General features: G+C 64.1%; 22 protein-coding genes. 11 read left to right on the forward strand and 11 right to left on the reverse strand.

Annotation, left to right across the window (positions count from 1 at the left end; genetic code table 11):
- Positions 1-72: 72 nt before the first annotated feature.
- Positions 73-3843 carry a methionine synthase gene (gene metH / locus AC56LY_RS00250; protein WP_499575465.1) on the reverse strand — a complete coding sequence of 1257 codons (3771 nt, stop codon included), beginning with the start codon at positions 3841-3843 and terminating at the stop codon, positions 73-75.
- A 235-nt stretch (positions 3844-4078) separates the two neighbouring features.
- On the opposite strand from metH, the gene AC56LY_RS00255 reads away from it, so the two are divergent.
- Positions 4079-4309, forward strand: coding sequence for a BrnA antitoxin family protein (locus AC56LY_RS00255; RefSeq protein WP_499575467.1), 231 nt, complete (start codon positions 4079-4081; stop codon positions 4307-4309).
- A gap of 96 nt (positions 4310-4405) precedes the next feature.
- Here the strand turns inward: AC56LY_RS00255 and fmt are convergent, their stop codons facing one another.
- Together fmt and def are read right to left on the reverse strand one after the other, a co-directional pair.
- Positions 4406-5353 (reverse strand): methionyl-tRNA formyltransferase, encoded by a 948-nt coding sequence (gene fmt / locus AC56LY_RS00260; RefSeq protein ID WP_499575469.1) that lies wholly within the window; start codon positions 5351-5353, stop codon positions 4406-4408.
- Entirely contained in the window at positions 5353-5892 is a 540-nt protein-coding gene (gene def, locus AC56LY_RS00265; protein WP_499575471.1) for a peptide deformylase, read from the reverse strand. Before def ends, fmt begins: the two co-directional genes overlap by 1 nt.
- A gap of 281 nt (positions 5893-6173) precedes the next feature.
- Here def and AC56LY_RS00270 point away from each other — a divergent pair, with 281 nt between their 5' ends.
- The 4 genes from AC56LY_RS00270 (at position 6174) to AC56LY_RS00285 (ending at position 12019) form a co-directional block, all read left to right on the forward strand.
- Positions 6174-7295: a LysM peptidoglycan-binding domain-containing protein gene (locus AC56LY_RS00270; protein ID WP_499575473.1), complete on the forward strand. Its 1122-nt coding sequence runs from the start codon at positions 6174-6176 to the stop codon at positions 7293-7295.
- Positions 7296-7302: 7 nt separating this feature from the next.
- Positions 7303-8433: a DNA-processing protein DprA gene (gene dprA / locus AC56LY_RS00275; RefSeq protein ID WP_499575476.1), complete on the forward strand. Its 1131-nt coding sequence runs from the start codon at positions 7303-7305 to the stop codon at positions 8431-8433.
- 213 nt (positions 8434-8646) lie between these two features.
- Positions 8647-9105 carry a Smg family protein gene (locus tag AC56LY_RS00280; protein ID WP_183556726.1) on the forward strand — a complete coding sequence of 153 codons (459 nt, stop codon included), beginning with the start codon at positions 8647-8649 and terminating at the stop codon, positions 9103-9105.
- 244 nt (positions 9106-9349) lie between these two features.
- The gene (locus tag AC56LY_RS00285; protein WP_499575481.1) at positions 9350-12019 is read left to right on the forward strand and encodes a DNA topoisomerase III; all 2670 of its coding nucleotides are present in this window, start codon (positions 9350-9352) and stop codon (positions 12017-12019) included.
- A gap of 71 nt (positions 12020-12090) precedes the next feature.
- Here AC56LY_RS00285 and AC56LY_RS00290 read toward each other — a convergent pair whose 3' ends face one another.
- Genes AC56LY_RS00290 through AC56LY_RS00300 form a run of 3 tightly spaced genes read right to left on the reverse strand, consistent with a single transcriptional unit; the run spans position 12091 to position 16830 of the window.
- On the reverse strand, positions 12091-12330 hold the full coding sequence (locus AC56LY_RS00290) for an addiction module protein (protein WP_499575485.1): 240 nt from the start codon (positions 12328-12330) through the stop codon (positions 12091-12093).
- Positions 12331-12340: 10 nt separating this feature from the next.
- Positions 12341-15934, reverse strand: a complete 3594-nt coding sequence (locus AC56LY_RS00295) for an ABC transporter permease/M1 family aminopeptidase (RefSeq protein WP_499575487.1) — start codon at positions 15932-15934, stop codon at positions 12341-12343.
- Positions 15935-15936: 2 nt separating this feature from the next.
- Complete coding sequence (locus AC56LY_RS00300; protein WP_499575493.1) at positions 15937-16830, reverse strand: ABC transporter ATP-binding protein; 894 nt, start codon at positions 16828-16830, stop codon at positions 15937-15939.
- A 230-nt stretch (positions 16831-17060) separates the two neighbouring features.
- Between AC56LY_RS00300 and AC56LY_RS00305 the strand changes: the two genes are divergently transcribed.
- Together AC56LY_RS00305 and coq7 are read left to right on the forward strand one after the other, a co-directional pair.
- Positions 17061-17492, forward strand: coding sequence for a hypothetical protein (locus tag AC56LY_RS00305; protein ID WP_499575494.1), 432 nt, complete (start codon positions 17061-17063; stop codon positions 17490-17492).
- A gap of 15 nt (positions 17493-17507) precedes the next feature.
- The gene (gene coq7 / locus AC56LY_RS00310) at positions 17508-18152 is read left to right on the forward strand and encodes a 2-polyprenyl-3-methyl-6-methoxy-1,4-benzoquinone monooxygenase (protein ID WP_499575497.1); all 645 of its coding nucleotides are present in this window, start codon (positions 17508-17510) and stop codon (positions 18150-18152) included.
- Between the two features lie 9 nt (positions 18153-18161).
- Here the strand turns inward: coq7 and AC56LY_RS00315 are convergent, their stop codons facing one another.
- From AC56LY_RS00315 to AC56LY_RS00330, 4 genes are read right to left on the reverse strand one after another with little or no spacing between them, the layout of a single operon-like run.
- Positions 18162-18584: an OsmC family protein gene (locus AC56LY_RS00315; RefSeq protein ID WP_499575499.1), complete on the reverse strand. Its 423-nt coding sequence runs from the start codon at positions 18582-18584 to the stop codon at positions 18162-18164.
- A 54-nt stretch (positions 18585-18638) separates the two neighbouring features.
- Positions 18639-19823, reverse strand: coding sequence for an ABC transporter permease (locus AC56LY_RS00320; protein ID WP_499575501.1), 1185 nt, complete (start codon positions 19821-19823; stop codon positions 18639-18641).
- Positions 19820-20551, reverse strand: a complete 732-nt coding sequence (locus AC56LY_RS00325; RefSeq protein ID WP_499575504.1) for an ABC transporter ATP-binding protein — start codon at positions 20549-20551, stop codon at positions 19820-19822. The genes AC56LY_RS00320 and AC56LY_RS00325 overlap by 4 nt, the downstream gene beginning before the upstream one ends.
- Positions 20552-20565: 14 nt before the next feature.
- Complete coding sequence (locus tag AC56LY_RS00330) at positions 20566-22005, reverse strand: alpha/beta fold hydrolase (RefSeq protein WP_499575508.1); 1440 nt, start codon at positions 22003-22005, stop codon at positions 20566-20568.
- Positions 22006-22269: 264 nt separating this feature from the next.
- Here AC56LY_RS00330 and rplM point away from each other — a divergent pair, with 264 nt between their 5' ends.
- From rplM to erpA, 4 genes are all read left to right on the forward strand, one after another.
- Entirely contained in the window at positions 22270-22698 is a 429-nt protein-coding gene (rplM, locus tag AC56LY_RS00335; RefSeq protein ID WP_183556744.1) for a 50S ribosomal protein L13, read from the forward strand.
- A gap of 9 nt (positions 22699-22707) precedes the next feature.
- Entirely contained in the window at positions 22708-23100 is a 393-nt protein-coding gene (gene rpsI / locus AC56LY_RS00340) for a 30S ribosomal protein S9 (protein WP_183556746.1), read from the forward strand.
- Positions 23101-23265: 165 nt separating this feature from the next.
- Complete coding sequence (gene argC, locus AC56LY_RS00345) at positions 23266-24303, forward strand: N-acetyl-gamma-glutamyl-phosphate reductase (protein ID WP_499575511.1); 1038 nt, start codon at positions 23266-23268, stop codon at positions 24301-24303.
- A gap of 229 nt (positions 24304-24532) precedes the next feature.
- Positions 24533-24901, forward strand: coding sequence for an iron-sulfur cluster insertion protein ErpA (gene erpA / locus AC56LY_RS00350; RefSeq protein WP_183556750.1), 369 nt, complete (start codon positions 24533-24535; stop codon positions 24899-24901).
- A gap of 68 nt (positions 24902-24969) precedes the next feature.
- On the opposite strand, the gene AC56LY_RS00355 is transcribed toward erpA, so the two are convergent.
- The gene (locus AC56LY_RS00355) at positions 24970-26067 is read right to left on the reverse strand and encodes an anhydro-N-acetylmuramic acid kinase (RefSeq protein WP_499575514.1); all 1098 of its coding nucleotides are present in this window, start codon (positions 26065-26067) and stop codon (positions 24970-24972) included.
- Between the last annotated feature and the right edge of the window lie 87 nt (positions 26068-26154).

Below are 26154 nucleotides of genomic sequence, written 5' to 3' on the forward strand. Positions count from 1 at the left end.
GACTCTGACCCTAATTAAAAAGCGTGATTTTCGGAAAAATTACTAATTAATTCTACTCTGACCCTAATTGGGTCAGGAGAGGTTGGGGGCCAGGTGGCGTTCGACTTCTTGTTTGTCCATGTTGCGGCGGGTGGCCATGTCGTCGACCTGGTCGTTGGCGATTTTGCCGACGACGAAGTATTTTGAGTCGGGGTGGGCCAGGTAGAAGCCGGAGACGGCGGCGCCGGGGTACATGGCGTAGGATTCGGTCAGTTGCATGCCGATTTCTTCGGCTTGCAGCGTGGCGAACATGTCGGCTTTGACTGTGTGCTCGGGGCAGGCCGGGTAGCCGGGGGCGGGGCGGATGCCCAGGTATTTTTCGGCGATCAGCGCTTCGTTGCTCAGGTCTTCGCCGACGGCATAACCCCACAGGTCGGTGCGCACGCGTTCGTGCAGGTATTCGGCGAACGCTTCGGCCAGGCGGTCGGCCAGTGACTTGAGCATGATCGACGAGTAGTCGTCGTGCGCGGCTTCAAAGCGCTGCTCGTGCTTCTCGATGCCCAGGCCGGCGGTCACGGCGAACATGCCGATGTAGTCGGCGACGCCGCTGTCCTTTGGCGCGATGAAGTCGGCGATGCACTGGTTTGGGCGCTGTTCGCCGTTCACCATGGGTTTCACGCCCTGCTGGCGCAGGCCGTACCAGGTCAGCGCCACCTGCGAGCGCGATTCGTCGGTGTAGATTTCGATGTCGTCGTCATGCACCGTGTTCGCTGGCAGCAGCGCGATGACGCCGTTGGCCGACAGCCAGCGGCCTTCGATGATCCGCTTGAGCATTGCCTGGCCTTCGGCAAACACCTTGCTCGCGGCGTCGCCCACGACCGCGTCGGTGAGGATGCCGGGGAACGGGCCGGCCAGGTCCCAGGTCTGGAAGAACGGGCCCCAGTCGATGTAGCGCGCGATCATGCCCAGGTCGACGTTCTTGAAGATGCGGCGGCCAATGAACTTCGGTTTTACCGGTGCGAAATCAAGGCGCGCCTTGTTGGCGCGGGCCTGCTCGAGCGTGAGCATCGGCAGCGCCTTCTTGCTGGCGTGCTGGATGCGGATGCGTTCGTAGTCCTGCGCCAGCTCGATGATGTAGGCGTCGCGCGTGTCGTCCGTGACCAGCGACTGGCCGACCGAGACCGAACGCGATGCATCCGGCACGTACACCACCGGGCCGTCGTAGAACGGTGCGATCTTCACGGCCGTGTGCGCGCGGCTGGTGGTTGCGCCGCCGATCAGGAGCGGCATCTTGCGGTCGCGGAAGTACGGATCGCGCTGCATCTCGCGCGCCACGTGCGCCATCTCCTCTAACGATGGCGTGATCAGGCCCGACAGGCCCACCATGTCCGCGTTTTCTTCCTTCGCACGCGCGAGGATGTCGGCGCACGGCACCATCACGCCCATATTGACGATCTCGAAGTTATTGCACTGCATGACCACCGAGACGATGTTCTTGCCGATGTCGTGCACGTCGCCCTTGACGGTGGCGATCACCATCTTGCCCTTCGGCTTGGAGACGATGCCGGTGCGCGCTTCTTCGAGCGCCTTTTCTTCTTCGATGAACGGCACCAGGTGCGCCACGGCCTGCTTCATCACGCGCGCCGACTTGACCACCTGCGGCAGGAACATCTTGCCTTGGCCGAACAGGTCGCCGACGATGTTCATGCCATCCATCAGCGGGCCTTCGATCACGTGAATCGGGCGGCCTTTTGACGCCAGCACCTGCTGGCGCATTTCTTCGGTGTCCTCGACGATCCACTGCGTGATGCCATGCACCAGCGCGTGCGCCAGGCGCTGTTCGACCGCCGCTTCACGCCACTCGAGGTTCTGTTCCTGCTTGTTGCCGCCGGCTTTGAGCGTACCGGCGATCTCGATCATGCGCTCGGTGGCGTCCTTGCGGCGATTGAGCACGACGTCCTCGACACGCTCGCGCAGTTCGGGCGCCAGGTTGTCGTAGACGCCGACCATGCCGGCGTTGACGATGCCCATCGTCAGACCGGCCTTGATCGCATGGTACAGGAACACGGTGTGGATCGCTTCACGCGCCGGATCGTTGCCGCGGAAGCTGAACGACACGTTCGACACGCCGCCCGAGATCTTCGCGTACGGCAGATTGTCGCGGATCCACTGGCACGCCTGAATGAAGTCGTTGGCGTAGTTGTCGTGTTCTTCGATGCCGGTCGCGATCGCGAAAATGTTCGGATCAAAAATGATGTCTTCGGGCGGGAAGCCCACCTGCTCGGTCAGCACTTTATAGGCGCGCGCGCAGATCTCGGTCTTGCGCGCGAACGTGTCGGCCTGGCCCTGTTCGTCGAATGCCATCACGATCACAGCCGCGCCGTAGCGGCGGCACAGGACTGCCTGGCGAATGAATTCTTCTTCGCCTTCCTTCATCGAGATCGAGTTGACGATCGCCTTGCCCTGCACGCACTTCAGGCCCGCTTCGATCACCGACCACTTCGACGAGTCGATCATCACCGGCACGCGCGAGATATCGGGTTCCGACGCGATCAGGTTCAAAAAGCGCGTCATGGCCGCCTGCGAGTCGAGCATCGCTTCGTCCATATTGATGTCGATGACCTGGGCGCCGTTCTCGACCTGCTGGCGCGCGACCGACAGCGCCTCGTCGAATTGCTCGTTGAGGATCATGCGCGCAAACGCTTTCGAGCCCGTCACGTTGGTGCGCTCGCCGACGTTGACGAACAGCGACGACTCGTCAATCGTGAACGGCTCGAGGCCCGACAGGCGCATCGCCACCGGGATCTCGGGGATCATGCGTGGCGCGTGCTGCTCCAGGATGGTCGCGATCGCGTTGATGTGCTCCGGCGTCGTGCCGCAGCAGCCACCGGCGATATTGATGAAGCCCGCATCGGCGAATTCGCGCAGCAGCGCGGACGTGTCTGCGGGCAGTTCGTCAAAGCCCGTGTCGCTCATCGGGTTGGGCAGACCGGCGTTCGGGTAGATGCAGACGAAGGTGTCGGCGATGTTCGACAGCTCTTGCGCGTACGGGCGCATCAGGGCGGCGCCCAGCGCGCAATTCAGGCCAATGGTCAGCGGCTTGGCGTGGCGCACCGAATTCCAGAAGGCGGGCACGGTCTGGCCCGAAAGGATGCGGCCCGAAGCATCGGTCACGGTGCCCGAGATCATCAGGGGCAGGCGCGGCACGTCCGGGTGTTCGTCGAAGTACAGGTCGATCGCAAACAGCGCCGCCTTGCAATTGAGCGTGTCGAAGATCGTCTCGACCAGCAGCACGTCGGCGCCGCCGTCGACCAGGCCGCGCACCTGCTCATGGTAGGACGCGACCAGCTGGTCGAACGTCACGTTGCGCGCCGCCGGGTCGTTCACGTCAGGCGAAATCGACGCGGTCTTGGGCGTCGGGCCGAGCGCGCCGGCGACAAAGCGCGGCTTCTCTGGCGTCGAGTACTTGTCGCAGGCAGCGCGCGCGAGCCGGGCCGCTTGCACGTTCATCTCGTAGGCCAGGTGCGCCATGTGATAGTCGTCCTGCGCCACGCCGGTCGCGCCGAACGTGTTTGTTTCAAGCAGGTCGGCGCCGGCGGCTAGATAGCGTTCGTGGATTTCCTGGATGATCTGCGGCTGCGTCAGCGTCAGCAGCTCATTGTTACCCTTGACGAACAGCTCGCGCGCGCCACTGCCTTCGGGCGCAGCGAACGTCGCAAACCGCTCGCCGCGATACGCCGCTTCATCGAGCTTGTACTGCTGGATGATCGTGCCCATCGCGCCATCCAGGATCATGATACGGCGCGCGAGGATGTCACGCAGCTGGGTTTCGATCGGCGAAATGGCGTTGGAGCGGGCGTTCATGGTGAGGTCTTTCGAGGAGGGCGGCTTGAAGATGTTGCCTGTTGGGCGGTCTACGATTATACGCCAAGCCGTTGATATCGCTAAAAGTTGACCCTGTGTATGTATCCTTTTGTATGTAACATGCAATGTGTTACATGGCGTTACAATTCACAGTTGTGCAGCAATCTTTACGTTACATGGTGAGACGACAATCAAGTCAAGCCACCGCGAGTGGCGTGAACAGATGGGATAACGCATGAACAAAGAATATCGACCGGACTGGGATCAGCCGATGGACCGCAACCCGGAGCCAGCAGCATCGTCGAAACCTCAAGTCGCCAGCAATGGTGTGAAACAGATCGTCACGATCCGCCTGGATGTGGATATGCTTGAATGGTTCAAGGCCGCAGGTCCTGGCTATCAGACCCGCATCAACCAGGTTCTGCGTGAACACATGGATGCCGAGCGTGATTCGCAGGCAGACTAAGCAGTTGCAAGGCGCCGTCGAGGCGCCTTTTTCATGGCGTGAAGACAAAAACGGCAGCCCGTGGGCTGCCTTGTCGTATTCGGAGCGCGTGCTTCGTTAGCTGAACTGCAGTCCCGTCAGCGCAAAGCCCTTCAGGAATTCTGCTGCCGCCAGGCGCTTGCCACCCGGTTTTTGCAGCTCGGTCAGGCGCAGCGCGCCCGCGCCACACGCCACCACGATCCCGTCCGCATCGGCCTGCAGCACCTGGCCCGGTGCGCCGCTGCCTTCCACCGCAACGGCATGCCAGATCTTGAGCGCCACGCCATCGACCACGCCGTTCGCACCGGGGAACGGATTGAAGGCGCGGATCTTGCGCGCCAGGACGTCCGCTGGCAGTGCGAAATCGAGCTTGGCTTCTTCTTTCGTGATCTTGGCTGCGTAGGTCACGCCGCTTTCGGGCTGCGGTGTGGCCACCAATTCGCCAGCGGCCATCTTGTGCAGCGCCTCGACGATCATGCGCGCGCCCAGCGCCGCCACCTTGTCGTGCAGCGTGCCGGTGGTGTCGGCGGCCTCGATCGGCAAGCCTTCCATCAGCAGCATCGGGCCGGTGTCGAGGCCTTCTTCCATTTCCATGATGGTCACGCCGGCGTCAACGTCACCCGCCTCGATCGCGCGGTGGATCGGCGCGGCGCCCCGCCAGCGTGGCAGCAGCGAGCCGTGAATATTGATGCAGGGGCGGATCTCGAGCGTGCTGCGCGGCAGGATCAGGCCATAGGCCGCCACTACCATCACGTCATAGTCCAGTGCCAGCAGCTGCGCATGGGCCGCGCGTGCCTGTTCGGCGCGTTCGGGGTCCTTGCTGTCGGTGCGCAGCGACAGCGGCTGCGCGACCGGCATGCCATGCGCCAGCGCGTATTGCTTGACGCTGGAAGCCTGCAACTGCATCCCGCGCCCGGCCGGGCGGTCGGGCTGGGTCAGTACCAGCGGCACGGTGAAGCCGGCTTCGTGGATCGCACGCAGGGCGACGGCGGCAAACTCCGGCGTGCCGGCAAAGACGACCTTCATCAACGACGCGCGCCGCGCTGGGCCGCTTCACGCGCCAGGCCGCGCTCTTCTTTTTGCAGCTTGGCCTTGATGCGGTTGCGTTTCAGTGGCGACAGGTATTCGACAAACACCTTGCCCTTGAGGTGATCCATCTCGTGCTGGATGCAGACGGCCAGCAGGCCATCGGCGTCGACCGTGAACTCTTTGCCGTCCAGATCGAAGGCGCGCACCTTGACGCGCGATGGGCGCTCGACGCCGTCGTACACGCCCGGCACCGACAGGCAGCCTTCGTCGTACACCGCGCGCTCGTCGCTCGACCAGGTGATTTCAGGATTGATGAAGACCATCAGGTCGTCCTGCGCTTCGGTGACGTCGATCGTGACGACCTGCTCGTGCACGTCCACCTGGCTCGCAGCCAGGCCAACGCCAGGCGCGTCATACATGGTGTCGGCCATGTCCGCAACCAGCGTGCGCAGGCGCTCGGTGCCGAATTCGGTCACGGGCGTGGCAATCTTGTGCAGACGTGGGTCGGGATAGCGAAGGATGTCGAGTAGGGCCATGATCAGTTCGGATTTCGAGAGGTGGGTGCGGTTGACGGGGGGCTAGAGCGCGGGCAATTTCGAACAGCAAATGCACCACACGCCCCGCAGGACAAACGCCGGTTTGTCTTGCTAGTTCAGGCAATTGTGTGCAGAATTTGATTCTATACAGCAACCCTTCCGTGGGCGGGGAGCGGTACGTCGTGATGCTTCTGGCGCCGCGGCCGGGCGGAATTCACGCGCGGCCTGCAATCGTATTCGGATTTACGCTGTCTTAACGCCGGACTTAACGGACGTCTTCAATGAAAAATTTTAGCACAGTCATGGCCCATGCTGCAGCGGTGGCCTTGCTGGCCTGCGCCGCGAGCGGCGCCGCCGTGGCCCAGACGAATGCCAGCGCCCCGTCGGCGGCCTGCGCGTTTCGCTCCGACGCTCCCGACAAGCACGTTGTCGTCAAGCGTGACACCCTCTGGGACATTTCTGGCAAGTTCTTGCGCAACCCATGGTGCTGGCCGCAGGTCTGGGGCATGAACCGTGATGAAATTCGCAACCCGCACTGGATCTATCCGGGCCAGGTGATCTGGTTCGACCGCGCGCGCGGCCGCCTGTCGTTCAACCGGCCTGGCGAGGATGGCGATGGCCGTGGCCAGCCGCCGCTGACGCGCCTGTCGCCGCAAGTGCGCAGCGAAGGTACGGGCCAGGGCGCGGTGCCGTCGATCCCCGCCGGCGCCATTGAGCCGTACCTGACCCAGCCGCTGGTGGTCGAAGCCGACGAGCTGGCCGGCGCGCCGCGCATCGTCGCCTCGCAGGAAGGCCGTTTCTACCTGGGTATGGGCGACCGCGTGTACGTCCACGGCGCGCTCACGAGCGACACGGTGTACCAGGTGTTCCGGCCCGGCACCGTGCTGCGCGATCCGCAGACCGGCAAGGTGATGGCGCATGAAGCGGCCTTCCTGGGCAGCGTCAAGCTCGTCACCCCGGCCGGCCCCGGCGTCGATGCGCACACGTTCCAGGTCGTCGACACCGTGCGCGAGATGGGCGTGGGCGATCTGCTGGTACCGCAGCCGCCCACGCCGGTGCGCAATTACGTGCCACATGCGCCGCTGCAACCGATCGACGCGCGCGTGATGTCCATTTACGCCGGCGTGACCTACGCCGGCCAGAGCCAGGTCGTGACTGTCAACCGGGGCGCGGTTGACGGACTCGATGTCGGCGCCGTGCTGCAGCTCTATCATGTCGGGAAGACTGTGGCCGACCCGGCGAGCCGGGGCTTCCTCGGCATGGGGCGTGCCCAGTTGAAAATGCCCGACGAGCAAAATGGCAGCCTGTTCATCTTCCGCGTCTTCAAGAACGTCTCGTACGGCTTGATCATGACGGTGACAGCGCCCGTGCAAGTCGGCGACGTGGTCAAATCACCGGAGTAACCCCGCCGTGCAGGCCACGGACCCCCGCCTACCGCTTGAGCAGCGCGCCACCCGAATCGCCGACTGGCTGCGCCTGGAACAGGCCGACGGGGTAGGGTGCCGCAGCGTGCATGCGTTGCTGGCCGCGTTCGGCAGCCCCGGCGCCATCCTGCGCGCCGGCCCGGCAGCGCTGGGCGCGCACGTCACGCCAGCCCAGGCACGCGCCATCTGCGCGCCCGTCACGCCCGCGCTGGCGGCGCTCATCGACACCACGCTGGCCTGGCTGACCGTGCCCGACCACCGTCTCGTTACCTTCCACGATCCCCGTTATCCGCCGGCGCTGGCCCAGATCCCCGATCCGCCGCTGCTGTTATATGTCAGCGGCCGCCTCGACTTGCTGACGCAGCCGCTGGTCGCGGTCGTGGGCAGCCGCAATGCCAGCGTGCAGGGCCGGTTGGATGCCGAATCGTTCGCCGCCGCGCTGTCCGGTGCCGGACTGTGCGTGGTGTCGGGGCTGGCGCTGGGGATCGATACCGCGGCGCACGAAGGCGCGCTACGCGGGGCCGGCTCGACGATTGCCGTCGTTGGCACGGGCCTGGACCGCGTCTATCCGGCGCGCAATCGCGCGCTGGCGCACCGGATTGCCGAACAGGGCTGCATCGTCAGCGAATATGCGCTGGGCACGCCGCCGCTGGGCGCCAACTTCCCGCGCCGCAACCGCATCATCAGCGGCCTGGCGGCGGGCGTGCTGGTGATCGAGGCGGCGGCGCAGTCCGGCTCGCTGATCACGGCGCAGATGGCGGCCGAGCAGGGCCGCGACGTGTTCGCGTTGCCCGGCTCCATTCATTCGGCGCTGACCAAGGGCTGTCACCGCCTGATCCGCGAGGGCGCGCAACTGGTCGAGACGGTGGACGATGTGTTGATGGCCATGCGCGTGTCGCCGCTGGCACGCTTGCCGCAGGCCGCTGCGGTTGCGCCTGCGTCGGACGACGACGCCATCCTGCTTGGCGCCCTGGGCCACGAACCGGTCACGCTCGACGAGTTGCTGGGCCGCCTGGCGCTCGATCCCGGCGCCCTCGGGGCGCGCCTGCTCGCACTGGAACTGGCCGGCTTCGTGACCCGGTTGCCGGGCGGGCGAGTACAGCGCATCTGGCGTTGACAGCGTCGTTGCAGGCCGTATTTGTGACTGGCAGTGACACGCCGGCCATGCTCCCCGATCCGCATTATGCGAATGGTATGTGCTTGTTTCTAATGGTTTTTAATATGCTGGCTTATTGAACAAGGCTTGGATACAACGGTTTTCCCGCGGTGCGGCGTGGCGGGCGTGCTCCACTTGTGCCTCACGAAGTTTAGCTGATACAGTAGCGTCACTATGTTCGACATCCTGGTCTATCTCTACGAGACGTACTACCGTCCCGACGCCTGCCCCGAGCCGGCAGCCCTGGCGCGCAAGCTCTCCGCCGTTGGTTTCGATGACATCGAAATCACGGAGGCGCTCGACTGGCTGGGCGGGTTGACCGACGCGCCGCTGCCCGAAACCATCGATGCTTCCACCGGCACGCGTTACTACGTCGACGAAGAATATATCGAGCTCGGCAGCGCAGCGATCGGCTTTATCGCCTTCCTCGAAAGCGCCAAGGTCCTCGGCCCGATCCAGCGCGAAATCGTCATCGAGCGTGCACTGGCGTGCGACGAATCGCCCATTGCATTGAGCAAGCTCAAGATCATCGTGTTGATGGTGCTGTGGAGTCAGGGCAAGGAGCCGGACGCGCTGATGTTCGACGATCTGTTCAGCGATGACGACGAGCAGGAGCCGCGGTTGTTGCATTGAAGATAATGCAATAATGGTAACGACTGAACGGGGCTGCGCGCCCCGTTTTGTATTTCTGGCATACCTGCCTGAATGCACCAGCATGGGGCGGCCCCTTGCCGGAAGCGCGGGAACCCGCTTATCATTGGCCGCTTCCTTCAGGACGTTACCAAACTGGCATGATGGCTGGAATTTCACCAGCGCCAGCTTGAGCATGTATGATGCGCAAGCCCCACACTATATAGACAGTACGACGAGAAACACTATGACCAAATCCCTCATCATCGCCGAGAAGCCGTCGGTCGCGAACGACATCGCCAAGACACTGGGCGGCTTCACCAAGCACGATGAGTACTTCGAATCGGACGAATTCGTGCTCTCGTCGGCCGTTGGCCACCTGCTTGAAATCGCCGTGCCCGAAGAGCACGACGTCAAGCGTGGCAAGTGGAGCTTCACGCACCTGCCCATGATCCCGCCGTACTTCGCGCTCAATCCGATCGCCAAGACCGAATCGCGCCTGAAGGTGCTGAATCGTTTGATCAAGCGCAAGGATGTCACGACGCTGATCAACGCCTGCGATGCCGGGCGCGAGGGTGAACTGATCTTCCGCCTGATTGCGCAGAACGCGAAGGCCAAGCAACCGGTCAAGCGCCTGTGGCTGCAGTCGATGACGGCCGGCGCGATCCGCGACGGCTTCGCCAACCTGCGCAGCGACGAAGAAATGCTGCCGCTGGCCGACGCCGCGCGCTGCCGCTCCGAAGCCGACTGGCTGATCGGCATCAACGGCACGCGCGCCATGACGGCGTTCAACTCGAAAGAGGGCGGCTTCTATCTGACCACCGTCGGCCGCGTGCAGACGCCGACGCTGTCGATCGTCGTCGAGCGTGAAGAAAAGATCAAGAAATTCGTCGCCCGCGATTACTGGGAGGTGCGCGCCGAGTTCGTGTGCGCCGCCGGTATCTACGAAGGCCGCTGGCTCGACCAGAAGTTCAAGAAGGACGAGAACGACCCCGAAAAGCGCGCCGAACGCCTGTGGAGCAAGACCGCAGCCGACTCGATCGCCGCCGCCTGCCGCGGCAAGCAGGGCGCCGTCACCGAAGAATCCAAGCCGACCACGTCGATGGCGCCAGCGCTGTTCGACCTGACCAGCCTGCAGCGCGAAGCCAACGGCCGTTTCGGTTTTTCGGCCAAGAACACGCTGGGTCTGGCCCAGGCGCTGTACGAAAAGCACAAGGTGCTGACCTACCCGCGTACCGATTCGCGCCACTTGCCCGAAGACTATATTGCCACGGTCAAGGAAACGCTCGTCGCGCTGGCCGAGACCAATAACTACAACCAGTTCGCCAAGCAAGTGACCAAGGGCGGCTGGGTCAAGCCGAACAAGCGCATTTTCGACAACACCAAGATTTCGGATCACTTCGCGATCATCCCGACCGGCATCGTGCCGAAAAACCTGTCCGAGCCGGAACAGAAACTGTACGACCTGGTCACGCGCCGCTTCCTGGCCGTGTTCTTCCCGGCCGCCGAATTTTTGGTCACCACGCGCTTTACCGAAGTGTCGGGCCACCAGTTCAAGACCGAAGGCAAGGTCATGACCAATCCCGGCTGGCTGGCCGTGTACGGCAAGGACCTGGGCGACGACAAGGATGGCGCCAACCTGGTGCCGGTGGCCAAGGGCGAGAAAGTCCTGACCGAAAAAATCACGGCCAACGGCCTGGTCACCAAGCCGCCCGCACGCTACAACGAAGCGACGCTGCTGTCGGCCATGGAAGGCGCCGGCAAGCTGATCGATTCGGACGAGCTGCGCGACGCGATGGCCGGCAAGGGCCTGGGCACGCCGGCAACGCGCGCCGCCATCATTGAAGGCCTGCTGACCGAGAAATACCTGCTGCGCGAAGGCCGCGAGCTGATGCCGACCGCGAAAGCATCGCAGCTGATGACCTTGCTGCGCGGCCTGGGCGTGAATGAACTGACAGCGCCCGAACTGACCGGCGAATGGGAATTCAAGCTGTCGCAAATGGAAAAGGGCAAGATCTCGCGTGAAGAATTCATGCGCGAAATTGCCCAGATGACCCAGATCATCGTCAAGCGCGCCAAGGAATACAGCAACGACACGATCCCGGGCGACTACGCAACGCTGACGACCCCGTGCCCGAACTGCGCGAGCGTGGTCAAGGAAAACTACCGCCGCTTTGCCTGCACCAAGTGCGATTTCTCGATGAGCAAGACGCCGGGCAGCCGCCAGTTCGAGATCAGCGAAGTCGAAGAGCTGCTCGAAAAACGCACGATCGGCCCGCTGCAAGGCTTCCGCTCGAAAATGGGCCGCCCGTTTGCCGCCATCCTGCGCATCGTGCGCGACGAAGAGATCAAGAACTTCAAGCTCGAGTTCGACTTTGGCCAGGACGACGAAGGCGCCGACGGCGAAGGCGTGGACTTTACTGGCCAGACACCGGTCGGTCCGTGCCCGAAGTGCACCGGCGGCGTGTTCGAAATGCCATTGGCCTATGTGTGCGAACACAGCGTGGCCAAGCCAAAGACGTGCGACTTCCGCAGCGGCCGCATCATCCTGCAGCAAGAGATCCTGCCTGAACAGATGAGCAAGCTGCTCAATGAAGGCAAGACCGACCTGCTGCCGGGCTTTGTGTCGCAGCGCACGCGGCGCGCGTTCAAGGCGTTCCTGGTGCGTGGCAAAGACAACAAGATCAGCTTCGAGTTCGAAGAGCGCAAGGCCAAGCCGGGCGCCAAGGTCAAGGCCGGCGCTGCCGATGGCGCGGTGGATGCCGAAGCAGCGGTCGACGGCGCAGCCGCCCCGGTGAAGGCGGCGCACAAGGCCGCGGCCAAGCCAGCCGCCAAGAAAGCGCCTGCGGCCAAGAAAGCAGTGGCCAAGAAGCCGGCGGCCAAGAAAGCGCCTGCCAAGAAGGCAGCGGCGAAATAAGACAGCGCCGACCGGCGTAAAAAAACCGCGGCATGCCGCGGTTTTTTCTTTGTCGAACACACCGAACGCTGTCAGTCCTGCCATTCCTTCAATGCGCGAATGGCTGCTTCACCATTGTGAATGGCTTGCACGCGCCGCACGACTTCGTTGCGCCACGCTTCATCGGCGTCCTGATCGGGCCCGTCGATGTCCTGCAGCAGCATGTGTAGCACTTGCTGTTTCTCTGTTGCGTTCAGCATCTGGATTTTTTCGGTAATCTCCGTGACCAGGTTTGACATGACGCTTCCTCCCCCATATTTTGATTTGATCATAGCGCGAGAACTACTGCTTGTCGACTGCCAACATATTGTCTCGCGGTTTTCGATCGATCAACTTGTTATCGGGATCGATGCCGGCACGCGCCGGCATGCCATCGACCACCAGCGTAATCTGCTGTTCATCCTTGCTGACGAGACGCCGTTCGCGCACCAGGGGATTGCCATCGCTGTCGTCCACGCCGAACTCGATGAAGTCGTGGAGCAGCATCGGCTGCTCTTCGCCCTGGTCGGTAGCACGCATCTTGCCGGCGCTGGCGCGGATCGTTACCTCGTACTTGCCATCCGCGCGCCGGCGCGCGGTGGCGCTGTCGGCCCGGTTCTCGTACAGCACGATCGATTCGAACAGGTCGTCGATCAGATAGGCCTTGGCTGGCGGCGTGACGGCGCGCAGGCCGTCGACGAGGGTGGACGCGGTCGGGTAGGGCGGGCCCTGGTAGCCGTGCTGCTCCAACAGGCCACGCAGCACGCCATTGACGACATCCTCGCCCAGCATGTCCTGCATCAGGTACAGCGCCAGCGCACCTTTCTGGTAGTGGATGTAAGGCTGCTGTTCGTTGAGCGCCAGCGGCGCTTCCTTTCGCTGCTCGCTCGCGCGGCCCCTCAGGTAGCGGTCGAGGTCATAGCGCAGGAAGCGCCGCATCTTGCCCGCGCCGTAGGCGCGCTGCATGACCATCAGCGCCATGTACTCGGACACGCCTTCGCTGAGCACCGTGCTGCCGCGCGTGTTGGCGCCGATGAGCTGGTGCCCCCACCACTGGTGCGCCGTCTCATGCGCAGTGATGTAGAACGGGTAGTCGAGGTCTTTCGGCGAGCCGGGATCGATGCGCGCAATGAAGCCGGCGCTTTCCGAGAACGGGATCACGCCCGGGTAGGCAACAGGCATACTGCTGTAACGGGGGAATTCGACGATGCGCAGTTCGCGCAGCGGGTAGCGTCCGAAATTGCGCGCGCCGTAATCGAGACCGGCCTGGGCGCCGCGCACCATGCGCTCGACGTTCGCGTCGTGACCCGGGTGGTAATACACGTCGATCGTCACGTCCTGCCAGCGTTCGTGGCGCACTTCGTAGCGTGCCGACTGGAAGGCATAGTTGTTCAGCATCGGGCGGTCCATCTTGTAGCGGAAGTAGCGCCGGCCGTCCTGGCTCCATTCGCGCACCAGCGTGCCTGGCGCCACCGCAATCTGGTCGGCGCTCGTGCTGACGGTGGTCTCGAAGTCGATCCAGTCGGCATCCACGCCCAGCAGGTGGTTGGCGCGCGCCGCCGGATCGTCGCGCGCGGCCATGCGCGCGCGCGGGGCCAGGTCGTGGCGGCGGCGATCGCGTTCGTCGAGCAGTTCCACCGCCGGCTGGTAGCCGATGCGCGGCATGACGTCATCCGTGAAGAACGTGCCATTGCCCACCACCGGCGTCTCGCTCCCCAGCCCGAGCAGGCCGCGCGGCGCGTAGTCGACCGTGAAGTCCAGCCCCATGCGCGCGCCCGGCGCCATCGGCGTGGCGAGGCGGTAGCGATAGAAACCGCGTTCCGGGTCGCTCTCTGCCAGCGTTGCCGGCTGCGTGAACGTCACGTTCAGACGCGCGCCGCGCTGCTGGTACAGCACCACGTCCGACAATGACCGGCTGTTGCGGTTTTCGAGCTGATAGCTGCCCTTGACCTGCAGCGAACGCGCGGCGGGATGGATGGCCGTGTCGAGCTTGACGGCCGTGATGCGCGGCTGCGGCAGGAACGCGGTGCGGTGGTAGCGCTGTTCGTAGTCGGCGCGCAGCTGCTCGGCCTGGTGCGCGCTCAGGTAGCCGCCCTGCGCCATTTCCCAGGCCAGGAAAGCGCCGCTGCCCGCGAACACGGCGGCGCCGGCGCCGATCGTGGCCAGCACCGGGAGGCTCAAGCTGCGCCGCGCCAGCTGCAGGCGCTGGCGCCAGCCACTATCGACGCCCCTCTGCCACAGCGCGCGCGCCACGCCCAGCAGCATCAGGGCCGCGCCGCTCCAGTACAGCAGGTAGAAGCGCTCGCGCAGCAGGTAGTGGCCAAAGCCGTTCATTGCCGAATAGGTCAGGTCGGGCCAGGCCGCGTACAGCGCCAGCGGATGATCCATGCCCGCGCCATTGAAGGCGAGCGCCGCCAGCACCCAGCCGATCATGACGAAGTTGGCCAGGTATTTGTGGTTGACGATGACTTGCACCGCGATGGCCAGCACCGCGAGCAGCGCGAAGTGGGGCAGCATGATCGAGAACAGCGCCCGGACGTAAAGGCCCGGTTCGAGCTGGAAATACCCCTTGAACAGCTGGATCAGCATGGCCGTGACCATGGCGACGAGCAGCAGGCAGGCTTGCAGCCCGACCAGCGCCAGCGTCTTGCTGGCCAGCGGCAGCCAGCTCGGCACGGGCAGCGCATCGAGGATCTGGCTGGTGCGCATCTCGCGCTCGCGCCAGACCAGTTCACCGGCATAGAAAATCGTCGTGACGATTACGAACAGACCGGTCACATCGCGGATCAGTTCCAGCATCATGTAGGTGACGGGATACGTCGGCGTGCCATACATCGCACCCAGGTCGAGCGCGCTGGCGATCAGCGCGAGCACGCCGGCCGTGGCCAGCGCCACGAAGTACGCATTGCGGGTCGCTTCGCGCAGCTCGCCCCAGCTCGATTTGACGAGCAGCACGGCCAGGCTGCGGGCCGCGAAATCCGGCGGCGTGCTGGTATCGCGCGCCGCGCGCGATAATGGCGGCGCCAGCCCCGATGGCACTTCTGCCGCGGTCTTGCGGCGCGCGCGTGTCTGGCTTTCGGTTTCGCCGACCGCCTGGAAGCGCCAGTAGCCAAGCAGCAGCACCAATAGCGAGAACCCGGCCCAGATCAGGCGGTTGATCAGGTACACGTCGGTCAACGCGATCGGGCGCACGTTGCGCTCGGCCAGTGGCCAGTATTCGGTCAGGCGGATCAGTGCGGTGGTGCCGAACGGGTCGATCAGCGCGGCCAGCGTCTTGAAATCGAGGTCGCGCGCCAGCGATGGCGCGATGGTGTACCCGAGCGTCATGATCACGCTGGCCACGTACACCGGCAGCATGCGCCGGGTGAGGGCGGCCAGCACGAAGAAGATCGCGCCAAAGATGAACAGATTGGGCAGGAGCGTGAACAGATACGGCGTGAGCCAGGCGGCCAGCGGCGCGCCGCCGAGGCGATCGGGCGCGATCCCGGGCAGCATGGTGCCGAACCACAGGCCCAGCACGATGCCGGCGAAGATCACGGCCAGCGTGGCATACGCGCCCAGGAAGCGACCGAACACGTAGTCGGCCTTGCGCAGCGGCGCGCTGAAAAAGAAGTGGTGCATCTCGTGCTCGAAATCCTGCTGCACCGCGCGGCCCATGACGGCGGCGGCAACGATGACCCCGAGGCTGCCGAGCATCGCGGTGGCCAGCGCGATCTGGCGTGGCCCATCGATCGCGATGCGGGTGCCGAACGTGATCGACAGCTCGCGAAACGCGCCGCCCGACGCCACCATCCACAGCATCCCGAGCGCCAGGAAGCCGCCAAAATACACCCAGGTCGACAGCAGCCGCAGGCGCTGCCTGGCCTCGAAACGGGCAATGACGAGCAGCGCGCGCACGGTCAGCAATCCCCGGCGGCAGGATTATGACGGCCGGCGATAGTGGCGAAGTACACGTCGTCCAGGCTCGCGCGGGCCGGCTCGAAGCCGTCGCCCGGATCGTCTTCGGCATACACGTGGATCAGCGTGCGGCCACTGAGCAGGCGGCTCGAGATCACGCTGTGGCGCGCCTGGAAGGCCGGCAGTTCGGCCTTCGTGACGAAGCGCGCCCAGATGAAGTCTTCGATGCCGTAGATGAGTTCTTGCGGCTCGCCGCACAGCAGCACCTGGCCCTTGTTGATGATCGCCATATTGGCGCACAGGTCGGCCACGTCGGACACGATGTGGGTCGAGAGCAGCACGGTGCGCTCTTCGCCGATGTCCGACAGCAGGTTGTGAAAGCGCACGCGCTCCTGCGGATCCAGGCCGGCCGTGGGTTCGTCGACGATGATCAGGCGCGGGTCGCCCAGCAGGGCCTGGGCGATGCCGAAGCGCTGGCGCATGCCGCCCGAGAAGGTGCCCAGGCGCTGCGCGCGCACGTCCCACAGATTGGTCTGCTGCAGCAGGCCGTCGACGACTTCGCGCCGGCGCACCCGGTGCGACAGCCCCTTGAGCTGCGCGAAATGGTCGAGAAGGTCGTAGGCCGTGACCTTCGGGTACACGCCGAAATCCTGCGGCAGGTAGCCGAGCATGCGGCGCACCGCGTCTTTTTCGTCCAGCACGTCGATATCGTCGAGGAACACCGAGCCGGCGTCGCATTCCTGCAGCGTGGCGAGAATCCGCATCAGTGTCGATTTGCCCGCACCGTTCGGGCCGAGCAGCCCGAACATCCCGGCCGGGATATTCAGCGTGACACGGTCGAGCGCGACCACGCCGTTGGCGTAGGTCTTGGACAAATTGCGGATCTTTAATTGCATGACAACTCCTGGCTGCAGTGGTGTATTTACATTGCAGCTACGCTTTTTTCACACTGGCATTGTATTCAATCGTCTCGGCCAGGACCGGCACGGTGCGATGCGCGGGCCAAAGCGGGCCCCAGGCTGCATTATCCGGTGACAGGGTGCATGCCGGGTTTCTTTCTATAAATTTGTTGTCCCGCGCAACGGGTGCGCGGCCCGCGCCCGCCCAAATTATGGATAATGGCAACATGGATGCCGCCACCCAAGAAAAACTGCTGGTCCTGATGCGCGAAGGGCGCAGCCGGGCCGAATCGACCGACTGGTTCCGTGTCGGCCTGGGCCTGGTGTACCTGGCCGGCCTGATGACGAAGGACGAAATCGACTTCAAGACGGTCGACCGCGAATTCAACCGCTTCGTCTATCACACGCTGGGCAAGGGCCACACGATCACCAGCGTGCTGCAGTTCATGAGCGGCGAGAAGGTCATGCCGACCGTGGAATCGAGTCGTTTTCTGGACGCGTTTTCCCGCCACTGTCCCGGCGTGCCGATCGTGTCGGTGCCGTACCTGCTCGAACTGAACCTGGGCGTGGCCAAGAACATCTCGGGCATCGAGCCGGAAGGGCCGCTGGTCGAGTGGATCGCGAGAACTAAGGCATATAATGAAGGCCTCAGCGACTAGATTACCGAGCCAGCCATGACCGCGAATCGTTTCATCAGCCCCCTGGACCACCTGATTGTCGGCGTCGACAAGGCCTTGCGCGTCGTCGGCGGCGTGACCGCCATGTCGCGCCCGAACCCGGCCACGCATGCCATGGACAGCGAGCTGTCCGATACCGAGCGCCGTCACAGCGCGGGTCTGATGCGCGTGAACCATGTCGGCGAAGTGTGCGCCCAGGCCCTGTACGATGCGCAGGCCAGTTTTGCCCACACGCCGCAATTGCGTGCGCAGTTCGAAGAAGCCGGCCAGGAAGAAGAAGACCACCTGGCCTGGTGCGCGCAGCGCCTGGACGAACTGGGTTCGCAGCCGAGCGTACTCAATCCCCTGTGGTATGCGGGCGCCTATGTGATGGGCGCGGTGGCGGCCCGGATCGGCGATCCGGTCAGCCTGGGCTTCGTGGTGGAGACCGAACGCCAGGTCGAGGCGCACCTGAACAGCCACCTCGAACTGCTGCCGCAGCAGGACGCCAAATCGCGCGCGATCGTCGACCAGATGCGCATCGATGAAATCGCGCACGCCGACGCGGCCCAGGCGATGGGCGCAGCCCCGTTGCCGATGCCGGTCAAGATGGCGATGCGGGCGATGGCCAAGGTCATGACCACCGCCGCCTACCGCATCTGAGGCGCCGGTTTAAGCTTCGACGATCTCGATCGAGTGCGTGATCTCGGCGGTCCTGGCCAGCATGGCCGACGCCGAGCAGTACTTGTCATGCGATAGCTGCACCGCGCGTTCGACCGCCGCCGGTTTCAGGTTGCGGCCCGTGACCACGAAGTGGAAGTTGATCTTCGTGAAGACCTTCGGGTCCACCTCGGCGCGCTCGGCCTGCAGCGTGACGTCGCACCCGCGCACGTCTTCACGCCCGCGCTTGAGGATCAGCACCACGTCATACGCGGCGCAGCCGCCGGTGCCGATCAACACCATCTCCATCGGCCGTGGCGCCAGATTGTGGCCGCCGCCTTCCGGTGCGCCATCCATCGCCACCATGTGGCCGCTGCCCGTCTGGGCCCGGAAGCTCATGCCCGACGGGCCGTTCCAGCTGACTTTTACATCCATGTTCTGCTCCGCTGTGCTGTGTTCTTGAAAAGGGGCTTCGATTGTACGGCGGGATTACACACCCAGCACGTATTTCTCGCTCTTCATGCGCCAGCTCGCGAACGCCACCACCAGCAGCGCCGGAATCAGCGCGCACAAGAACGTCAGCACGAACGGCAGCGGGCCGATGTCGCCCGTCTTGGCCAGTTCCTTGACCAGCGTCTGGTTCGACAGCATCGGCACCAGGTACATCCAGGTCGCGGTCTTGAGTTCCATGAACGAGACCACGAAGCCCGGAATCGCGGGCAGGATGGTCACGAAGCTGACCGTGGTCTGGGCTTCCTTGAAGGTCTTCGCGTTCATCGCCAGGCCGATGAACAGGGCGCTCGAGAGCAGCGACAGCGGCACCGTGACCAGGCAAACGAGCATCAGCTCACCCCAGCCCAGGTTCCACGACATGCCGATTTCCTCGAGCGGCAGCCAGCGCAGGATCGCATGCGCGACGCACAGGATCAGCGTCACGCCCAGCAGAGACGGCACGCTCGCGGCCAGCCATTTGCCGACCACCAGTTCCCAGCTGCGGGCCGGCTGCGCCATCAGCACTTCGAGCGAGCGCCGCTCGCGTTCACCCGCCGTGCTGTCGACGGCCGCCGACAGGTTCAGGAAAAACGCCGGCAAAAACAGGATGCCGATGATGCCCCCGATGACCATTGCCGAGCGCGAGGCATTGGTGCCGGTGTCATGGCGCTGCAATTCGATGGGCGAGAGCGTGGCGGGCGAGACGCCGTGCGCGAGCAGGCGCGCGCTGGCGATATTGCTGCTGTAGGCCTGCAGGATGTCTTCAACGTCGCGCCGCTGCGGGCCGCTCTCGGTGGACGAATCGAACCACAGCTCCAGGCGCGCCGGGCGCATGGCCTGGTAGTTGGCGATGTAGTCGTCCGTCACGCGCAGCACGGCGACGGTCTTTTTGGCGCGCAGCAGGTCGCCGATGGCGTCCTCATTCATCGGCGCGGCCTCGGTGACGGTCACGCTGCGCTCGCGCAGCTGGGCCATCAGGGTCGGCGCTTTCGCACCGCCGATGACGACCATCTCGATGCCTTCACGCTCGGTGCGCGTATTCCGTTCGATCATCTGGTTCAGCAGCAGGCCGATGATGGCCGGGTACATCAGCGACGCCGCCAGCAGGAACGCCAGCGTGCGGCGCTCGCGCAGCATCTCGCGCAGCTCTTTCAAAAACACGATCCGGATCTTGGACTTCATGCGATACCTTCTTCGGTGCCGACCAGGCTGACGAAGGCGTCTTCCAGGTTGGTGATGCCGGTGCGCCGGCACAATTCGTCGGGCGAGCCCTGGGCCACGGTATGGCCCTTGGCAATGACGATCACGTCGTCGCACAGGTGCGTCACTTCCTGCATCACGTGGGTGGCCATGATCACGCAGCTGCCGTCCTCGCGCAGCGCGTTCAGCGCCGTGCGCAGTGCGCGCGTGCTCATCACGTCCAGGCCGCGGCTCGGTTCATCGAGCAGCAGGTGGCGCGGGCGGTGCAGCAGCGTGCGCGCCAGCGCGACCTTGATGCGCTGGCCCTGCGAAAAGCCCTTGGCCCGGCGATCCAGGATGTCTTCCATGCCCAGCAGCTCGGCCACTTCGCCGATCCGCGTGCGCAGCGCCGGGGCCTGCATGTCATTGAGTTCGCCGAAATAATGCAGGTATTCGCGGGTGGTCAGGCGCTCGTACAGCCCGAACTGGTCGGTGAGAAAGCCGATATTGCGGCGCACTGCCATCGGGTCCTGTTCGGGGTCGACGCCGCCGATCAGGATGCTGCCGTGGTCGCGTTTGAGCAGGCCGACGAGCGTGCGCAGCAGGGTGGTCTTGCCGGCGCCGTTGGGGCCGAGCAGCGCGGTGATCTGGCCATCGCGCGCGGTGAAGGAAACGCCGCCCAGCGCCTGGACGGCGCCGAAGGCCTTGCGTACATCGTGAACTTCGATCATGGCGTGTCCGAATCTTATGGTTGCGGCCCGGCGCTGCCGAGCTGGAAGGTGGGCGCCGGGATCTCGGCCATGCAGGCCGCGTCGAGTTTGGCCTGCGGATGGTCGAGAAAAGCGCGCAGCAGGCGCGGCGCGCAGCCCAGTTGCGAAACACCGTGGCTGGCATTGGCCACCACGATCTGCTGGGCGTGCGCCATCGACCTGGCGGCGCTCGCGGCGCGGTGCGGCGGCGTGACCGGATCGAGCGCGCCCGACAGCAGCAGGGCCGGTGCGTCGATCCGGGTGGGCGTGACATACGGCACGGCCGGCACCTTGATGTCGTCCCGGCACAGCTTCGGCATCATCTCGGCCAGCGGCCGCGCCAGCACGGCGGCGTCAGCTTTCATCAGTTCTGGCGTAAAGCGCGGCACGTCTTCGGCGCACACCACGGCGAAGTGCAGCAGCATCGACATGCTCGCATCGTTGCCGAAGTCACCGGCCAGGTTCTGGCGCGCGATGAACGGCTGCCAGCGCCCTTGGCTCGCGTTATGGATCAGGAATGGCAGACGCCGTGCATCGGCCGGCGCATACAGGATGTTGTGCACGGTGCCCAGGAAGCGGTCGGACGACATCGTGAAACTGGTCTGCTCGGCCGTGCGCGGATTGGGCAGCGACAGGCGCAGGTCACCCGCTTCGAGCCGCTTGACCAGGCCATCGAATTCGGCGCGCAGGTTCGGGTACGCCTTGTGGCAGGCAGCGTCCTTGGCGCAGGCGGCAAACACACCGTCGAGCGCGGTCTGCGAATCGCGGCCACCGGCCGGGATGACCTGGTCGGGCGCGGCCACGCCGTCGAGCACGAGCGCGCGCACGCTCGATGGATAGGCGCGGGCATAGGTTTGCGCCAGGCGCGTGCCGTACGAGCCGCCCCACAGGTTGACCGCGCCGTAGCCCAGCGCAAGGCGAACGCGTTCGAGGTCACGCGCGGCGGCCAGCGTCGTGTAGGCGCGCAGCGGCGAGGTGTTGGCTGCGATGCAGGCGCGCAGTTCGGCCATCAGTTCGGCGTCGCCCATGGTTTCGTGTTCGTGCTTGCTGACGCAGCCGAGCTTGCCCGAGCGGCCGGTGCCGCGCTGGTCGATGAAGACGATGTCGCGCGTGGCGCGCACCCGGTCGAAGGCGGTCTTGAGCAGCACCAGCACATCGCTGCCGGCCTGGCCCGGGCCACCGGCCAGCACGAACAGCGGATCGGTACGGCTGCCCTGGCGGAAGGCCGGGGCCACGGTCACGTGCAGCGCCAGCGTTGGACCCTGCGGCTGCCCATGGTCGAGCGGCACGGTCACGCTGACACAGCGCAGCGCCTCGACCACGCCGGGCAGGTGGCAACTGCGGTCCGTCATGGCCGGTGCGGCGGCGCTGGCACTGCCCGCAGCCAGCAGCAGCGGCAGCGCCAGCAGGGCGGGCAAAATCTTGAATATCGTCACGACATCTCCTCAGGTTGCAACGATGATAAGTTCGCGTTGTTTCTATGGTCAACCCATTGTTTCAACTATGCATCAAGGCATGCGGACCGGGTCAGGATTGTGGCCGCGTTGGTCCCTGAAAATCACCAGATGGCGATTGACGGCAATGCCGGTGCAGGTTATGATCGTCGGCTTTCCGTTTGCTCAGGAAAAGATAACAAGGCCGAGTCCGCTGAAGTACAGGGCGGAACCACCATTTGAGCAATTTTTTATTTTGGAATAAACATGAAAACTTTTTCCGCTAAGGGCCATGAAGTCCAGCGCGACTGGTTTGTCATTGACGCGACGGACCTGGTCCTCGGACGTGTTGCCAGCGAAGTGGCACTCCGACTGCGCGGCAAGCACAAGCCGGAATTCACCCCGCACGTCGACACCGGTGACTTCATCGTTGTGATCAATGCAGGCAAACTGCGTGTGACCGGTACCAAGGCCACCGAAAAAACGTACTACCGTCACTCGGGTTACCCGGGCGGTATCTACGAAACGAACTTCCTGAAAATGCAACAGCGTTTCCCAGGTCGCGCACTCGAGAAAGCGGTCAAGGGCATGCTGCCTAAAGGCCCACTCGGCTACGCAATGATCAAGAAGCTGAAAGTGTACGCGGAAGGTTCGCACCCACACGCTGCTCAGCAACCACAAGCACTGACCCTCTAAGGAACTGACATGATCGGTAACTACAACTACGGCACCGGCCGTCGCAAGAGTGCAGTCGCTCGCGTGTTCATCAAAACTGGCACCGGCCTGATCATCGTGAACGGCAAGCCTGCTTCGGAATACTTCTCGCGCGAAACCGGCCTGATGGTCATTCGCCAGCCGCTGGAACTGACCGGCAACGTCGAGCGTTTTGACATCAAAGTCAACGTGCACGGCGGCGGCGAGTCGGGCCAGGCTGGCGCCGTCCGTCACGGCATCACCCGCGCTCTGATCGACTACGACGCAGCACTGAAGCCAGATCTGGCCCGTGCTGGCTTCGTCACTCGCGATGCGCGTGAAGTCGAGCGTAAAAAAGTTGGTCTGCGCAAAGCACGTCGCGCAAAGCAATTCTCGAAGCGTTAATTCGTTTCTGCCGGCGCCTTCGGGCGCTGTGCCGAAAAAGCCGTCCACCGCAAGGTTGGGCGGCTTTTTTGCTTTACAGAGCGGTATGCCCCGCATTTCCCAGGCTGTTAAAATGCACGTTCGTCCTGCAAGCAGGGCCTTTTTACCACTATGAAGGAACAGAACATGATCAAAGTTGGCATCGTTGGCGGCACCGGGTACACGGGCGTGGAATTGCTGCGGCTGTTGGCCGTGCACCCGGATGTGCAACTGACGGCAATCACGTCGCGCAAGGAAGACGGCCTGCCGGTGGCCGACATGTTCCCGTCGCTGCGCGGCCGCGTCGACCTGGCGTTCTCGAGCCCCGACAAAGCCGACCTGAAAAGCTGCGACGTCGTGTTCTTCGCCACCCCGCACGGCGTGGCAATGGCGCAGGCGCCCGAGCTGCTGGCAGCCGGCGTCAAGGTGATCGACCTGGCGGCCGACTTCCGCCTGAAGGATCAGGCCACGTTCGAAAAATGGTACAAGATCGACCACACGGCGCCCGAGCTGCTCGAAGAAGCCGTGTATGGTCTTGCTGAGCTGAACCGCGACGCGATCAAGGACGCGCGCCTGATCGCCAATCCGGGCTGCTACCCGACCACGATGCAGCTTGGCTACTATCCGCTGCTCAAGGCCGGCGTCATTGATGCGGGCAACCTGATCGCCGACTGCAAGTCGGGCGTCTCGGGCGCCGGTCGCAAGGCCGAGATCGCCACGTTGTTCTCCGAGTCGAGCGATAACTTCAAGGCTTATGGTGTGAGCGGTCACCGCCACACGCCGGAAACGACCGCCCAGCTGGCGCGCTTCACCGACCAGAAGGTTGGCCTGATCTTCACGCCGCACCTGGTGCCGATGATTCGCGGTATGCACGCGACGCTGTATGCGCGCCTGACGAAAGAGATCGACGATGCGGCGCTGCAGGCCCTGTTCGAAGACGCCTACAAGGACAGCGAGTTCGTCGACGTGATGCCGTTCGGCTCGCACCCTGAGACGCGCTCGACCCGCGGCTCGAACGTGCTGCGCCTGGCGCTGCATCGCCCGGATGGCGGCGACACGGTCGTGATCCTGGTGGTGCAGGACAACCTGGTCAAAGGCGCATCGGGCCAGGCCGTGCAGTGCATGAACCTGATGTTCGGGCTGGATGAAGCGACCGGGCTGAAGCAGATCGCGCTGTTGCCGTAACAGGCGTCGCTGGTGCCTGCCAGACTTGAATTGCGGCCACTTGGCCGCATATTCGAGGCTACTGCACCAGCGCTTGCAGAAGGATCATGTCCTCTTGATATCATCAAGGGACGGTACCCTGTCTGAGTGACAACTGGTGTCTCATCTCGCCGACTTTCCCAGAGGGTCGGCAGCATGAGTTCCCCCAACCGTCTATAATGGGCGGAGTTTGATTATCCAGGAGCATTCCATGACCGCAGTCGCCGAAGTAGTAGATTTCGACACGATTCCCGTACCAATCAACTTCACCGACAGCGCGGCACAGAAAGTGGCCCAGCTGATCGAAGAAGAAGGCAACCCCGACCTCAAGCTGCGCGTTTTCGTGCAGGGCGGCGGCTGCTCGGGCTTCCAGTATGGCTTCACCTTCGACGAGATCATCAACGACGATGACACGACGATGGAAAAAGCAGGCGTCCAGCTGTTGATCGATTCGATGAGCTACCAGTATCTGGTCGGTGCCGAGATCGATTACAAGGATGACCTCGAAGGTGCGCAGTTCGTGATCAAGAATCCGAACGCCACCTCGACCTGCGGTTGCGGTTCGTCGTTCTCGGCGTAAGCAGCGCAGCGTGACCCGGCAAGTGCCGGAGATCAAAAAAAGCCCGCCTCAAGCGGGCTTTTTTGCGTTCACGCAGGGTACAGCGCGCCAAGTACGCGCAGGCCGCGTGCGCCCGTCACGGCCGGCAGATTGCCCGGCGCCCGCTGCGTGAAGCGCCAGCCCAGCCACGCAAATGCCAGCGCCTCGACCCGGTTTGGTGCCACGCCAAGTTCGCCCGTCGATTCCACCTTGATCCCATCGAGTTCGGCGCTGATGGCGCGCAGCAGCGCGCCGTTATAGGCGCCACCACCGCACACGTACACCGCATCCGGCGCGATGCCTTCATCACGGATGGCGCGTGCGATCGTGACGGCCGTCAGACGCGTGAGCGTGGCCTGGACATCGGCCGGTGCAACTGCGTGAAAGGCGGCCAGCCTGGCATCGAGCCAGTCTGCATGGAACAGGTCGCGCCCCGTGCTCTTGGGCGCCGACAGCCCGAAGTACGGCTCATCGAGCAACGCTGTCAGCAATGGCGCGTGCACGGTCCCGCTCGCAGCCCAGGCGCCATCCTCGTCATAGGCGCGGCCCTGGTGACGCGCGATCCACAGATCCATCAAGACATTGCCCGGACCGGTATCGAAGCCGGTCACGCGCCCGTCGCCATGCAGCACGCTGATATTGCCAATGCCGCCGATATTCACAACGACACGCGCGGTGCCTGGCGCGCCGAACGCGGCCGCGTGAAAGGCCGGCACCAGCGGCGCGCCCTGGCCGCCGGCAGCGACGTCACGGCTGCGAAAGTCGGCGATCACGTCCAGGCCGGTCAGTTCGGCCAGCAGCGCCGGATTATTGGTCTGGCGCGTAAAGCCCAGTTCGGGGCGATGGCGGATCGTCTGGCCATGCACGGCCACGGCAGCGACCTTGCCCGGGCTGGACGGCAACAGCGCGCGTACACAGTCGGCATACGCCAGCGCCAGCGCATTGGCGGCCAGCGCCTCACGCTCTAGCTCATTGTGGCTTGCTGCCTGCAGCGCCATCAGTTCGGTGCGGAGGTCAGCAGGGAAGGGCGTGAACGCGGCTGCGATCGTGCGGATCGCACCTTGCGAAAAGTTGGCCAGCACGCCATCGACGCCGTCGAGGCTGGTGCCGGACATCAGGCCGATGAAAAGGGAAGGGGTCTCGGTCATGGTGTTATGAAAAGATCATGCCATACAAAACAAAACGCCCTCCGGCATCGAAATGCAGCGGAGGGCGTCGGGACAGGGTTGAAGCTG

The organism is Telluria sp. ZT3P25, assembly GCF_059685895.1.